Consider the following 15,266-nt stretch of genomic DNA (forward strand, 5'->3'; position numbering starts at 1 on the left):
GACATTGTAAATAGTATCAATGAGTTACAATGTGGCTTATCCCGAACTGGGGTTATACTAGCGCATCAATAACTCATTAACGCGTTTGAGATAAGCGGCTGGATCATCGAGTTGACCACCATCTGCCAGCAGCGCTTGATCGAAGATCACTTGAGCCAGGTCGTCGAACTGCTCGCTGGACTCTAACTTTTTAATCAGCGGATGTTCTGGGTTGACCTCCAAGATAGGCTGCGTCTCTGGCACTTCTTGACCCATTTGCTTGAGCATCTGAATCATCTGCGGTGACAGCTCACCCTCTGCAGTAACGAGTATTGCAGGACTATCGACTAAGCGGTTCGATACGCGTACGTCTTTAGCGCGTGTATCTAGGGCGGTCTTTAGCTTTTCAACCACAGGCTTCATAGACTCTTGCGCCTTTTCAGCTTCCGCCTTTTCTTCCTCGTCCTGCAAGTCGCCTAAGTCCACCGCGCCTTTCGCGATATTTTGTAGTGGGGTCTCATCGAATGAGGTTAAGAAGTTCATCGCCCACTCATCAACACGGCTAGTCATCAAGATGACCTCGATGCCTTTTTTCTTAAATAGTTCAAGCTGCGGGCTGTTTTTGGCCGCTGCAAGATTGTCCGCGGTGAGATAGTAGATGGCTTTTTGACCCTCAATCATGCGGCTTTTGTAGTCTTCAAAGCTAGTCTCGACTTTGTCATTAGTGCTAGTAGCATAACGCAGCAGCTTAGCGATACGCTCTTGGTTACCCATGTCCTCGCCAAGACCTTCTTTGATGACATCGCCAAACTCGCTATAAAACTGCGCGAATTTGTCTTGCTTGTCGCTGTCTTCACTATTGGCTAGGCTTGCCAGCATAGTCAAGATACGGCGCGCATTACCATCACGGATGGATTTGACATCACGCGACTCTTGCAATAACTCTCGGCTGACATTGAGTGGCAAATCAGCTGAATCAATCACGCCTTTGACGAAACGCAAGTACATAGGCAGTAGTTGCTCGGCGTCATCCATGATAAATACACGTTTGACATACAGCTTAAGCCCATGCTGCTGCTCACGAGTATATAGATCCATCGGCGCTTTTTTGGGTACATATAATAGCTGAGTGTACTGTACGCGGCCTTCCACGCGGTTATGCGTCCACGTCAGCGGCTCATCCATGTCGTAGCTGATGTTTTTATAAAAATCGACATACTCTTCATCTTCGATCTCGGATGCTGAGCGTGTCCATAGCGCACTGGCTTTATTGATAGTTTCCCACTCATCGGTGAGTACCATCTCGCCGCCCGCAGGCGTATCACTGTCGTCGTTCTCATCTTTAACATCTTCTTGCCAGACTTCTTTACGCATCTGAATCGGCAGGCTGATATGGTCTGAGTATTTATTGACTAAGCGCTTAATCTTAGCACGGTCGAGGTAGTTATCCTCGCCTTCGGTGTATTCTTCTTTTAGGTGCAAGGTGATGGATGTGCCGCGAGTTTCTTTGGTGATCGTCTCAACCGTGAAGCTACCGCTGCCATCAGATATCCAGCGTACGCCTTGCTCCGCAGGCGTGCCTGCTTTACGCGACTCAACCGTAATGGTGTCGGCCACGATAAACCCAGAGTAAAAGCCAACACCGAACTGACCAATTAATTGACCGTCTTGCTTTTGTGATTCAGATAATTTATCTAAGAAGGCTTTGGTGCCAGACTTGGCAATAGTACCTAGATTTTCGATAGCATCGGCTTCATTCATGCCGATACCGTTATCGATAAAGGTGATGGTTTTGGCATCACTATCAACGGCAATACGGATTTTTAACTCGCCATCATCTTCATATAAGCTGTCATCATTAGTCGCTTCAAAGCGCAATTTGTCACAGGCGTCTGATGCGTTTGAAACCAGCTCACGGACAAAGATATCGGCATTAGAGTACAAAGAGTGGGTCACTAAATGTAGCAACTGCGCCACTTCCGCCTCAAAACTATGTTTTTTTAATTCTGGGTTGTTGTTATCACTCATAAAGAACTCCTTCATTGGAAAGTTGAGATTAACGTAAAACAGTAGCACTAACTGAGCGTCTCAAACTAAGAGTCTCAATTAGTGCTAGGCTGTTTATACTAATAGGGTCGCGGTCAAATATTTCAAGTTTAAAAGCCCTATAAAAAGTTAAACAAAAAAACCGCTTAAGTTTCCTTAAGCGGTATCGTGACGTATTACATGTTTTATGTCAGAATCGAATGATAAGTTACAAACAGCTCGGCAAGTCACGAGCCGGATCGCTATCGCGAGCGGCCATCGCATCTTCGACGCTCAAGCCTAGCGCTTTGGCCACGCCTTCACCGTAAGCCGGCTCACACCAGTGACAGTTACGGATATGACGATACTTAATAAAGTCTAGCGCATCGCCCATCGCTCTTGCCGTATTATCAAACAGAGCCTGCTTTTGCTCATCATTCATCAAGTTAAACAGCGCACGCGGCTGGCTAAAGTAATCATTATCATCTTCACGGAAGTCATAATGCTCAGCGTAGCCATCGATCTTTAGTAGCGGCTCAGCATACTGCGGCTGCTCTTGCCACTGCTCAAAGCTGTTTGGCGTATAGTGCGGACGACCGCCATAGTTGTCATCGACGCGCATGAGACCATCACGGTGATTGCTATGCACAGGGCAAGTCGCTTTATTGACTGGTATATGCTTGTGGTTGACGCCAACGCGGTAACGCTGGGCATCAGCGTAGCTAAACAGACGTGCTTGGAGCATGCGATCTGGAGAGGCGCTGATACCAGGCACAAGATTATTCGGAGCAAACGCCGCTTGCTCAACATCGAGATGGTAGTTTTCAGCGTTTCTGTTAAGCTCAAACTCGCCAACTTCGATTAGTGGATAGTCGCCTTTTGGCCAGACTTTGGTCAAATCAAAAGGATGATACGGTACATTATCGGCCTCTGTTTCTGGCATGATTTGCACGTACATTTTCCACTTTGGGAAGTCGCCATTATCGATAGCATTGAGCAGATCTTCTTGATGGCTTTCACGATTGCTTGCGATGATATCAGCGGCCTCTTGATCGGTTAAGTTTTTGATACCTTGCTGAGTGACAAAGTGAAACTTGACCCAAAAACGCTCATTATCACTATTGATAAAGCTATAAGTGTGCGAGCCAAAACCATGCATATGTCTATACGAGGCGGGAATACCACGCTCGCTCATGGTGATGGTCACTTGATGCAAAGACTCTGGCAGTAGTGTCCAAAAGTCCCAGTTATTGGTCGCTGAACGCATATTAGTACGCGGATCACGTTTTACCGCTTTATTCAGATCAGGGAACTTACGCGGATCACGGACGAAGAAGACCGGCGTATTATTACCAACTAAGTCCCAGATACCTTGTTCCGTATAGAACTTTAAGGCAAAACCGCGAATATCGCGCTCCGCGTCAGCTGCGCCGCGCTCGCCTGCGACGGTACTAAAGCGCGCAAACATCTGAGTCTGTTTACCGACTTCATCAAAGATTCCAGCGCGCGTGTATTTAGTAATATCATTGGTCACGGTAAAGGTACCAAACGCGCCCGAACCTTTGGCATGCATACGGCGTTCAGGAATAATCTCACGGTTGAGATCAGCAAGCTTTTCGTTCAGCCACAAGTCTTCTGCTAGTAGTGGACCACGCTTGCCAGCGGTTTTGCTATTTTCGTTATCAACAACAGGCGCGCCATTGCTCATCGTCAGCGGCGTTGCACTATAGGGGCATTTCTTGTCATTCATATTATCACTCATCGGGTTATTCCTTTAAATGGTCAATTAAATAAATAGTTAGTCGAAGTATAAGCGCTCTTACGCTTTCCCATGCTTGCTTAAGATCTCGTTGCTAGTGCCTATTACACCTGAACTACTTTCATTTGTATAATAAATTAATTGTATCTTTTAGTTTTGTTTTAATAATCATAACATGAGATCGTTTGCTAATGAGTATCAACACTCATTTACTTTATCGCATAAAAAAGGACAGCGTAGCAGCCGTCCTTTAAGGTATTAATAGAGTAAAAATAAGAGCGAAAAATAGTAGCTCATTTGCTAAATTAGCTGGGCATTGGACGAATGGTCAGAATTTGCTCACTACGACCAAACGGGCCGTGCACATCATGCAGCACCGCGCTCGTCAAGCCAATACCATCGCTGCCATACTGTTGTACCGCTTCAATCCCAAGCCACTGTCCTTTTGGCGCTCGGTGCATATGGATTTGCAAGTCAGTATTAGGGAACATCCACTCAAGCTTTGTCAGCCCAAGACCCAGTCTTTGTACCACGCCATTCGCCGTATCGACCATCCCTAATAGCTTCACTAGATCGCTGGTCGCCTCGCCTTCGATCATGTCCACGTCATTACTGATCCACACCATACCTTTTCCAGAACGGCGATCTTCTTCGGCAACTAAATGAATAGATTCAATAAACCCACCCGGCCATTGTTTCATGCCTTCCCAAACTGGCAGTGCTTCGGGTTGATGCTTGGCAGGCGTATCCTCAAGACCTGCGATCTCGCTAGTGTCTTGGGTCATCAGTCGCCAAGCGCGCGCAATAATACAGTCGCGGCCACGACTAGTCATCACCGCTTCGATAAGCTCAATGGTTCTGCCAGGTCGAATACAGCGTGTGGTAATGGTAAAGTCGCTCAGCGGAATCAATCCCAAAATATCAAGACTAATACGAGCAATACGCATATTGTCTTGCGGCGCGAACTGGCTGAGCTCGTATGTGAGCAGCCCTGTCGCTGGCGCCATATGCTGCTCATGCTCGTTCCAAGCGCCTTGAACATTGCTGGTAGGCTGATAATAAGCGATACAACTGCCATCGGGTTGCTGCTCGCGTTTGCTAAACTGATAATACGCTAACATAGCGGTCCTATATTTTTATTTGTATTTTATCTAAAGTTTGCTTGGCTATTACGGCACCTGTATTTTAGTGACTATTACAGTACCCTTAATGCCTATGACAGTGCCTTATTGACTAAGCTGTTGTTTTCTTAACTTAAGAAGCTTACGACTTTTGAGAGTAAAGAAGAGCAAAACAATCATAACAGCGACAAGTACCCCATAAAAGACGCTGTACTCTTTTATAAAATGCATTAGGTCTAAGAAGAGTATTATGACCAATACGCCAATGACAAACATATTGATATTTAATTGTTTGTCAATCTCCTTAAGACTCGCCTCTGCTAGTACGAATCTTTTTCTCTGCTTTTTCATCTTACTTTACCTATGTTAGATAGTTCTGAGCTACTTGCCCACTTCAGTCACCGGAATACGTAGCGCTTTTGGCAGACTAAAGGTGACATTTTCTTCAATTCCAGAGAGCTCATCAGGCTGTTTGCCGCCCCAGTCCTGTAGTTGTTGCAGCACTTCTTGGATGAGAACCTCAGGGGCTGATGCGCCCGCTGTGACCCCTACGGCCTCCACACCATCAAACCAAGATTGCTGGATCTCGCTAGCATTATCAATGAGATAGGCCTTACAGTTCATGCGCTCGGCAAGCTCACGCAAGCGATTGGAGTTTGATGAGTTTGGTGAGCCTACGACTAATACCACCTCACAGCGACCTGCCAAGTCTTTGACCGCGTCTTGACGGTTTTGGGTGGCATAGCAGATATCGTCTTTTCGCGGCCCTTGGATGCTTGGGAACTTACTACGAAGTGCGTCTATCACTCTAGCCGTATCGTCCATCGACAGAGTCGTTTGGGTAACAAAGGCTAAGCGCTCAGCGTCTCTTACTGAAAGTTTAGCGACATCTTCTTCGTTTTCTACTAGATGGATATGCCCGCCATGTCCTCGATTAAAACGGCCCATCGTACCCTCAACTTCTGGGTGGCCGGCATGCCCAATCAGTACCGCATCCATGCCTTCGTGGGCGAACTTTGCCACCTCGATATGTACTTTTGTCACTAGCGGACAGGTAGCATCAAACACGGTGAGATCGCGGCGATTGGCTTCATCTTCGACCGCTTTTGACACTCCGTGCGCCGAAAATATCACAATAGCGCCATCTGGCACCTCGGTCAGCTCTTCGACAAATACCGCGCCGCGATTGGCAAGATCTGAGACCACAAACTTATTATGCACCACCTCATGGCGCACATAAATGGGCGGCTCAAAACGAGTCAACGCTTCGTTGACAATCGCAATGGCGCGATCCACGCCAGCACAAAACCCGCGTGGATTGGCAAGATAAATTTGCATAAGACAGCCTATCATTAGATAATTTGGAATCAGTGGTTTAGCACTTAATACTTAGAACAGTGCTCAAAAACGAATACTTACAAAAGGGTACTTAAAAAACGAGCTATTAAACTTAAATGATTACTCATCAGCATTTTAAAGAATCAATGCTGAAAAATTCAGTACTTAAAGCAGTTATCTGGGCACAAATGCATAGATTCAACGCCCTCGCCCCTACTTTATCATAATATATTCTCATTACGCTTTAAATTGCTATCGCATCAGTATTATAATTGCCGGCACTATCAGCGACTTTATTAAAAAACACTTATCATCACTTTATTGGGAGACTTATGACGGGCTCATTGTTTATCATTACCGCGGCCTCTGGTACGGGTAAGACCTCTTTGGTCAAGCAGCTACTGGCGACCACTAATGACTTGACTGTCAGCATCTCTCACACCACTCGTGCGCCTCGTCCTGGTGAGATTGATGGTCATCACTATCATTTTATCGACAAAGAGGTATTTGTTTCTGCTATTGGCGAAGGCAAGTTTTTAGAGCACGCTGAGGTCTTTGGCAACTACTATGGTACTGCAGAAGCTAGCGTGCGCGCGCAGCTAGAGGCAGGTATCGATGTGATATTGGAGATTGATTGGCAAGGGGCGCTGCAGGTCAAAAAGATATTTACTGACGCCACTATGATTTTTATCTTACCGCCTAGCCTCTCAACTTTGCGCCAGCGCTTAGCGGGCCGAGCCCAAGACAGCGCCGAGGTAATCGAGCAGCGTCTGGCCGGCGCCGTCACTGAAATGGCGCAATACGTGCATTTTGACTATGTGATTATTAATGATAACTTCGAGGTGGCACTGACTGAACTTAAAGCCATTATCGTCGCTGACCGGCAGACGCTTTCTCGTCAGCAGCGTCATCATCGCCGTATTATCGACGCTTTACTGACGAATGAGAGTGAAGAATAGCTTTAGATTCAGTTTTGGGTAGCGCTCAAATGCTCATAGTCTAAATACAGTCTAAATACATTCTAAATATCGGTGGCTTGAGCATTACTCATTCAAGAGTTATTAAAGTGCTAATAGCGACTTTGAGGCTTGAGTAATCAAGTACAAAAGCCATGACGCGACTGGCGAAAAAATGCTATAATAGCCAGTTATTCCCCCTATATCTTTCTATATTTTTGCTCCCATACATTAGCAGGCACCCTATTGGTGTATCATTTATCACCTCCACACTACCTGCTAATCCTAAATCACTGAGGTAATGAACTATGGCACGTGTCACGATTGAAGATTGCTTAGAGAATGTAGACAACCGTTTTGAGCTGGTACTTGTCGCTAGCAAACGCGCTCGCCAACTGGCAAAAGGTATCGCTGAGCCACTTGTTGAAGTTGACAATGACAAGCCAACAGTTTTAGCATTACGCGAAATTGCTGATGGTAAAATCACCCGCGATATCCTAAACCAGCCTGAGCATAGTTTTGCAACGAGCTCATTGGATTTAGCGCTATCAGGTGATCATAGCTTTTAAAGATAGCTTCTAAAAAAAGATAGCTTAAATAGCTACTGATGCACTCAAGTAGCGCGATAAAACCACAGTTCTAAGCTGTGGTTTTTATGATTTAAAAAACTGTTTTTTGCTATTTACAGACTGAATGTGCTTAGTAGTTGACATTGTAGGCTATTTACGATTAATTAGAGAGTGAAAACCAAACTCGTATTAGAGTCTATTTTATTTACTTTTGGCTTGTTTTTTTAAATAATAGCCGCTAAATCCATTGCCAAGTTATAGGCGCCTCATAGTAGGCGCTCAGTCATAGGATAATCTTATATGAGCCAAACCCTTCCTAAGCTCAGTCATCGTCTAGTAGACGAGGCCCAATATAACTTGCTGCGCTCGGTTGGGTATTTAAGTCGGGACGATCGCCGCGACATTATCGATGCATGTGAGTTTGGTGATATCGCTCATATCAAAGACAAGCGCAAATCAGGTGAGCCCTATATTACTCATCCTATCGCGGTTGCTGAGATTTTGGCCGGTTTTCGTTTAGACCGTGATACGATTATCGCCGCAATTTTGCATGATACGGTTGAAGATACTGAAGTCACTGGCGAGCAGATTGAGCAGCGTTATGGCAAAGTCGTCGCCCGCTTGGTTGATGGTGTCACCAAGCTTAAGTCTTCAAAATACAATAAGCAGCAAAACAAAGCGGCAACCTTTCATAAAATTCTTACCGCAACCTTGTTAGATCCGCGTGTGTTGATTATCAAGTTATCAGACCGCCTGCATAACATGTCCACGCTCGATGCGGTCAGCACTGAAAAGCAGCGCGCCACCGCGCAAGAGACTTTAGATTTTTATGTGCCCTTCGCCCGCTTGATGGGCATCAATGACATTGCTGATTACATAGAGGTGCTCTGTTACCGCAATCTTAACTCTGAGATGTATAACAAGCTGTCTGATAAGCTGTTGCAGCACGGCCTTGGACGCAACTTTCAAAAAGAAGCCATCCATCGCTATTTGATTGTGGTATTGAACAACTTAGAGTTAAATGGTCACGTTAAAATCTTAGACAACCGCGTTGCTATGTACCGTCAGTTCTTTCGCAACCGCGGCGAGATTAATGCCCTACTTCGTCACTACTCTTTTGAGATCGTCCTCGATACGGTAGAGGCCTGTGATAAGCTGGCTTACTATTTCATCAAAAAATATCAAATCGAAGATGCGAATATTCAGGACAATATTCGCAGGCCGCTACCTGGCGGCAATCAATCTTTGACTTTACTTTATGAGCGTGACAATGATTGTATCAAAGTCGTCATTATGACCAAAAAGATGCAAAAGGCGGCGCGACTCGGCGTGATCGGTGCTGAGCATGCCTCTGATATCAGCCAATCAGTGATTCAAGCCTCACTACGCAATATGAAAGAGCTGGTCGATGAAGAGACCTTAGATGAAAATAGTCCTGACTTTACCGCGGCGGTGTCTACGATTAACGAGCTGATGGACTATCTGCATTCAAGCAAAATCCTCTGCTATAGTCCGCAGGGCCGTGCCTATGAGCTGCCGCAAGGCGCAACGGCGCTCGACTTCGCTTATGCGGTTGGGCCTATGGTGGGTAATGTCGCTGTCGGCGCGAATATTGATAATGAAAAAGCCAAACTTGGGACGGTTGTCAAAAACGGACAGCTGGTCGAGATTGAAGTCGATAGCGACTCTGAGCCCAAAGCGGAATGGCTTGGCTTTGTGGTCACCAATAAAGCCCGTAAGGAGATCTTGCGCTGGTTTAAAGACTTACCCACGAGTGAAAAGCAGCGTCATGGTCAACAAGCGCTAGATCGCGCTTTAAAAACGTACCATAAAAGCCTAGCGGACTTATACGACTCTGAGTGGAACAACCTACTTGAGTGGCGCGGTGTTGATGATAAAAACGTGCTGTTTGAGCAAATAAGCTCTGGCACTTTATTGCCGCAGCTCGTTGTTTCACGCTTATTTAGCGACGATATGAGCAGTCTGCAAGCGGATGTCAGTGAAGCCTCGCAGCCGCAGCAGCTCATCGTCAATACTGCGGGTGTTGAGCTTGATTTTGCCAATTGTTGTCATCCTATTTATGGCGACCCAATCGTTGGCCACTTATCACGGCATGGGTTGGTCGTGCACCGGCATAAGTGTTTTTCGCTCGATGATATTCGTAAAGACAATCCTTACCAAATCATTCAGCTACAGTGGCGCGATGATAAAGCAGTTAAACAAAACGACTCTGATGATGCCGGTAATAAGATACGCTTTCCAGCTTATCTCAAACTCTCCATCTCGCTAAGCGATGAGCAAATCAGCGAAGTGGTTTATCATCTGCGCCAGTTAAATATCGGTGTAGAGAAGATCGATGTACGTCACAGTGATACGATCGTTCATGTAGTCGTTCGCAGCAGGGTGCACTTAGCCAAAGGTATCCGTGAGCTAAGATCGCTATTAGGCTTCCCCAATATTATGCGTCTGTATCAGCTATAAAACTATCAAAATAACTTAACCCCTGCTTATTTACTATTCACTTACTCAAAGGAATAACTATGAGTCGTCAAACTATTCAAACCGATAAAGCTCCTGCCGCTGTTGGCACTTACTCACAAGCAGTAAAGGTTGGTAATACGGTCTATATCTCAGGCCAGCTTGGTTTTGATCCTGATACTATGGAGCTAAAAGAAGGCTTTGAGGCGCAGGCCAAGCAAGTATTTGAGAATATTAAAGCCATTTGCGCGGCCGCTGGTGGTACTATCAATGATGTGGTTAAATTTAACGTCTCCTTGACCGATTTGAGCGATTTTGCGGCACTAAATGAGGTATTTGTAGCCAATCTAAGTGAGCCGTATCCTGCTCGCGCTGCGGTACAAGTAGCAGCCTTGCCAAAAGGCGGCGTGGTAGAGATTGAGTCAATTATGCATATAGAATAACGGATAACGTCAAGTCTGAGAGTATCGAATCTGATAGCTCAAGACTACAGTCGTGAAGTCAAAGGCAACTTTATCAAGCTCAAAAGCTTAAGCCCAAAGCGCGGTTATCGATAACGGCAATTTGGGCTTGCTTATTTGTGCTACTCATATTACGCATAAATAAAACGAGTACCCTCATCTATTGGTATGCTTCACTTATTAATATGTTTCACTACACTTTAGACATCACCGAATTTAACTTTTAATAAGGCTGCGAGCGTCATTTATGTTAGTTCAAGTTGCTCTACCGGTTCCGCTTTATCGAGTATTTGATTATGGCGTGCCTGCAGACTTATCTTTGCCCAAAATCGGTAGCCGCGTCGAAGTCTCTTTTGGTAGGCAGACTTTGATCGGTATCGTCATCGCCCAAATTGAGCCAAGCGCAAGCGATGTTCCAATGAGTAAGCTCAAAGCCATTAATCAGTGCTTAGATGATGAACCTATCGTCGATAGCGCTATGCTTCGCCTTGCGTACTGGCTTGCGCGTTATTATCATTACCCTTTAGGCGATGTACTCGCTGTGATGCTGCCAAGCCTTGTGCGGCAAGGCAAACCGCTCGACTTGCTTATTACTCATTGGCGCATCCTGCCGCACGTCACCGATGCTGACTTTCATGCCAATGCGGTCAAGCAAAAACAGCAGTTCGACATGCTCAAGTTGCATGGCGAGCGCGGTGCGAGCGAAGATGTGTTATTACTCGAAGGAATGCAGCGCAGCTTTTTGAAGACGTTAGAAGACAAGGGCTTAATTGAGCGCTACATAGAGCACAAATCAGCGCCTAAGCCTGTGAGCTTAGCGAAGATGCCGCTTGATCTCAATGACGAGCAGCAGCAGGCGGTGGCGACGATTACTGCTGCTCATAGCGCTGAGCAGTATAAAGGTGTTTTACTCAACGGTATCACCGGTAGTGGTAAAACGGAAGTCTATTTGCAAGCGATGCAAGCGGTATTAGAAGCTGGCAAGCAAGTACTCATACTGGTGCCAGAGATTGGCCTAACGCCGCAGACGCGAGCGCGTTTTGCTAGCCGCTTTGCTGCGCAAATCGTGCTACTGCATTCAGGTATGACTAACACCTACCGTCTGCAAGGTTGGCAAGACTGCCGTACCGGTCACGCGCAAATCATCATCGGCACCCGCTCAGCTGTGCTGTATCCTTTTGCTAACTTAGGTCTGATCATCGTTGATGAGGCGCATGATAGCTCTTATAAGCAGCAAGACACCCTACGCTACCATGCAAGCGACGTGGCGCTATATCGCGGCCTGCAATATAAGATACCCGTCGTGCTCGGAACTGCGACCCCAACGCTTGAGCATCTAAAGCTTGTAGCAGATGGTAAGCTGATAGAGTGCCAGCTAACGACGCGTCCTGGCAGTGCCAAGCCTGCGACTATGCAGCTCATCGATGCCCGCCTGCAAACCACTCATCAACAAACTGCAGACGATGGCGCAAACTATGACACAGGTCTGACCGATGATCTCATCAAGGCTATTCGGCAAACGCTCGAAGCCGGCGAGCAGGTATTAATATTTCTAAATCGTCGCGGCTATGCGCCGGTATTACTTTGCGAAGCTTGTGGCTGGCAAGCAGACTGTCCACGCTGCGATGCGCATCTAACGGTGCATTATAGTCGTCAAAACCAAAGCAGCTCTTATTTAAAATGCCATCACTGTGACTGGCAGGCTTATATTCCAAGTAGCTGTCCGGACTGCGCCAGTCAAAACTTAGACACCAAAGGGATGGGGACGACAAGACTTAGCGAAAACTTACATGCGCTGTTTGCTAATCCGCAAACCAGTAAAATACAATACCCGATTATTCAGATTGACCGTGACACCACAAGGCGTAAAGACAGCTGGGAGAGTATCTATCAGCGTATTAACGAAGGTAAGCCGGCGATTCTAGTCGGCACGCAAATGGTCGCTAAAGGTCATCATTTCCCTAATGTCACGCTCGTCTGCTTGCCTAATGCTGATAGAGGCTTTTTATCTGCAGACTTTCGCTCGCCTGAGCATACCGCGCAGCTGATGATTCAAGTCGCGGGCCGTGCTGGACGCGGCGACAAGGCTGGTCGCGTACTGATTCAAACGCTACAACCGTATAACCCACTACTGCTTAAGCTGGTCAAAGACGGCTATCACTCCTTTGCGCAGTCGTTGCTACAAGAGCGCAAAATGATGGGCCTACCTCCCTATAGTTATGCTGCGCTTATTCGCTGTGAAGGCAAGACTTTGGCGGCGACCACGCAAGCGCTCAAAGATGCCGTAGCTCATCTACCCACAGGCCATAAGCTGGCCGTTCTCGGCCCTATCGATGCGCCAATGAGTAAAAAGAACAGCCGTTATCACTCACAGCTGCTGCTATTAGCCAAAGAGCGCGCGCAGCTGCATCATATTCTCAAGCTCTGGTGGCAGCCGGTACTGGCTTTACCGAGCACAAAGTACCTTAAACTCACCTTAGATATCGATCCTATCGGTTGGTGATTTTTATACATTTATTAGGGCGTGTTGAACATTCGACCTTGGCACTGACAGAGACTATTTTTTAGGCGATTTGCAGATAAAAATGGTAAGTTTAGTCGTTCTAAGCGTCTATTTTTATCAATAAAGCGGCAAAAAATAGTCCTGTCCCTGTTGTTGTCGTGAGGGCTGATGCTAAAATCGCCCTAGTCGTTGCGACTGTTTAAATAAAATCAGCTAGCCAATGCAATAAGCATTATCTGCAATTTTAACGACGACTAGAACACAGCTTTGATAAACTAGTAGCTATCAGCAGTGCGCATTTGTGAATGTTCAACACGCCCTATTATCTGTCCGCTCTATACCTTTTTATCCTATATATTGTATGACGTTTAGCCGTTACGGCAGCGTTACAGCTTCTCATCGACAGTTATGCTAGATTTTAGCCATCGTTCTTTTATAAACTACTTTGAGTTTGAGGATTATAATGACTGGCGAAAATAATAATCATCCGCATGAGCAAGATCATCATAACCATAGTCAACATAGCTCTCACTCCCATGATGAAGGGCATACGCATAATGAAGAGCAGTCCTCACCTTTAAGCCCTAGCCCTGCCTCCTCTACAAATAGTGCAACCAATAGTAATAGTGATACTAAAGGCTATCAGCGCACTTTATTGATTAGCTTCCTTATTATTACCGGTTATATGGTTATCGAAGCTGTTGGCGGCTTACTCACGGGAAGTTTAGCCTTATTATCTGATGCCGGACACATGCTCAGCGACGCAGTAGCGTTAGGCGCGACCTTGATAGCCTTTAAAATCGGTGAAAAAGCGGCGACTCGTCAAAAAACCTTTGGCTATAAGCGCTTTGAGATTTTAGTCGCCGGCGTTAATGGCACAACTTTAGTCATTATTGCCCTTATGATTTTTTGGGAGGCGATCAAACGCTTTAATTCGCCGCCAGATATTGCTACTCAAGGTATGCTGATCATCGCTACTATCGGCATGCTTATTAATATCCTAGTGGCTTGGCTGATGCACCGAGGTAGCCGTAGTGGCGATAGCGGACACAGTCATGGAGAAAAACAAAACTCGTCTGACGCTAAAGAGCCTGTCAACCTCAATATGCAAAGCGCCTATCTACATGTCTTAAGTGACTTGATGGGCTCAGTGGCCGCCATTATCGCCGCGCTATTAATGATAGGCTTTGGCTGGTTGTGGGCGGATGCGCTCGCTTCTGTCATCGTCGCTGTGCTGATTTTGGTCAGCGGTTATCGGGTAGTACGCGATTCGGTTCATATCTTGATGGAAGGCACGCCAAAAGATATATCATTAGACGCAGTCAAAGAGCGCCTGCTCGATCACAAGCAAGTCGAACAGATTCATGACCTCCATATTTGGAGTATTACTAGTGGCCTAAACGCTTTATCTTGTCACGTGGTGGTCGATGGCGAGATGAGTATTACGGAGGCTAGTGTGCTGATTAGCGAGCTTGAACAGCGCTTGCAAGACTTAGGCATTAGTCATGCCACTATTCAGGTGGAGAGCCTATCGCATCCGCAGACGATGGCTCACAGTGATACGCTTGTTTGTGATATCTCCGAGCGAGCCGTCAGTGATAGCGGCCATATCGGCCACAATCATTAACTAAAGATTTTAATTTAAGGGTCCAATTATTTTTATGGATTTGAAAAATAGCGGTAAATCATGCTTAACCACCAAATGATAATGGCTAACTAAATAAATAGCCAAATAAATAAGCCAGATACTAATAAGAGCCCCCTTATCCAAATATCTAAGCTTCCATTCATAACTTGTGGCCAATAAGCGGGCCCCATATTCGACGCCATAATGAGCCAAAACCCAAACGCGAATGCCAGTATAGATATGAGTATGATACGGATGATATTCATGATGATTTTACCAACGCTTGCTAAACCAGAAACGCTTGCTAAACCAGAGTAGCGTTGTCGATGTTTGAATAAAGCCTCTTTTTAGGCATAGCGCTTCACAAACGTTATCTTGCAATATAGTCAGTTCAGAGTAAAAGTAAAATGACTATATGATTCATTATAAAGGTTTTAATGTAGATAAATG

Annotated in this window: 10 protein-coding genes; 6 read left to right on the top strand and 4 right to left on the bottom strand. The window is 45.9% G+C overall.

Features of this window, described 5'->3' with window-relative positions:
- Positions 1-57: 57 nt before the first annotated feature.
- The 4 genes from htpG to ispH form a co-directional block, all read right to left on the bottom strand.
- A complete protein-coding gene (gene htpG / locus I3248_RS10190) occupies positions 58-2,007 on the bottom strand; it encodes a molecular chaperone HtpG (protein WP_238063589.1) in 1,950 nt (649 codons plus the stop codon).
- A gap of 226 nt (positions 2,008-2,233) precedes the next feature.
- Entirely contained in the window at positions 2,234-3,754 is a 1,521-nt protein-coding gene (locus I3248_RS10195; protein ID WP_238063603.1) for a catalase, read from the bottom strand.
- 314 nt (positions 3,755-4,068) lie between these two features.
- Positions 4,069-4,884, bottom strand: coding sequence for a thioesterase family protein (locus I3248_RS10200; RefSeq protein WP_201601585.1), 816 nt, complete (start codon positions 4,882-4,884; stop codon positions 4,069-4,071).
- Positions 4,885-5,265: 381 nt separating this feature from the next.
- Positions 5,266-6,222 carry a 4-hydroxy-3-methylbut-2-enyl diphosphate reductase gene (ispH, locus tag I3248_RS10205; protein ID WP_201601588.1) on the bottom strand — a complete coding sequence of 319 codons (957 nt, stop codon included), beginning with the start codon at positions 6,220-6,222 and terminating at the stop codon, positions 5,266-5,268.
- 332 nt (positions 6,223-6,554) lie between these two features.
- Here ispH and gmk point away from each other — a divergent pair, with 332 nt between their 5' ends.
- From gmk to I3248_RS10235, 6 genes are all read left to right on the top strand, one after another.
- Complete coding sequence (gene gmk, locus I3248_RS10210) at positions 6,555-7,181, top strand: guanylate kinase (protein ID WP_201557421.1); 627 nt, start codon at positions 6,555-6,557, stop codon at positions 7,179-7,181.
- 305 nt (positions 7,182-7,486) lie between these two features.
- Complete coding sequence (rpoZ, locus tag I3248_RS10215; RefSeq protein ID WP_025644612.1) at positions 7,487-7,747, top strand: DNA-directed RNA polymerase subunit omega; 261 nt, start codon at positions 7,487-7,489, stop codon at positions 7,745-7,747.
- A gap of 300 nt (positions 7,748-8,047) precedes the next feature.
- The gene (locus I3248_RS10220; RefSeq protein ID WP_238063590.1) at positions 8,048-10,228 is read left to right on the top strand and encodes an HD domain-containing protein; all 2,181 of its coding nucleotides are present in this window, start codon (positions 8,048-8,050) and stop codon (positions 10,226-10,228) included.
- 59 nt (positions 10,229-10,287) lie between these two features.
- Entirely contained in the window at positions 10,288-10,668 is a 381-nt protein-coding gene (locus I3248_RS10225) for a Rid family detoxifying hydrolase (RefSeq protein ID WP_238063592.1), read from the top strand.
- A gap of 265 nt (positions 10,669-10,933) precedes the next feature.
- Positions 10,934-13,189, top strand: coding sequence for a primosomal protein N' (locus tag I3248_RS10230; RefSeq protein ID WP_238063593.1), 2,256 nt, complete (start codon positions 10,934-10,936; stop codon positions 13,187-13,189).
- 463 nt (positions 13,190-13,652) lie between these two features.
- The gene (locus I3248_RS10235) at positions 13,653-14,816 is read left to right on the top strand and encodes a cation diffusion facilitator family transporter (RefSeq protein ID WP_238063595.1); all 1,164 of its coding nucleotides are present in this window, start codon (positions 13,653-13,655) and stop codon (positions 14,814-14,816) included.
- Positions 14,817-15,266 lie beyond the last annotated feature (450 nt).

This window comes from Psychrobacter sp. Ps3 (assembly GCF_022129275.1).
Taxonomy (GTDB): Bacteria; Pseudomonadota; Gammaproteobacteria; order Pseudomonadales; family Moraxellaceae; genus Psychrobacter; species Psychrobacter submarinus.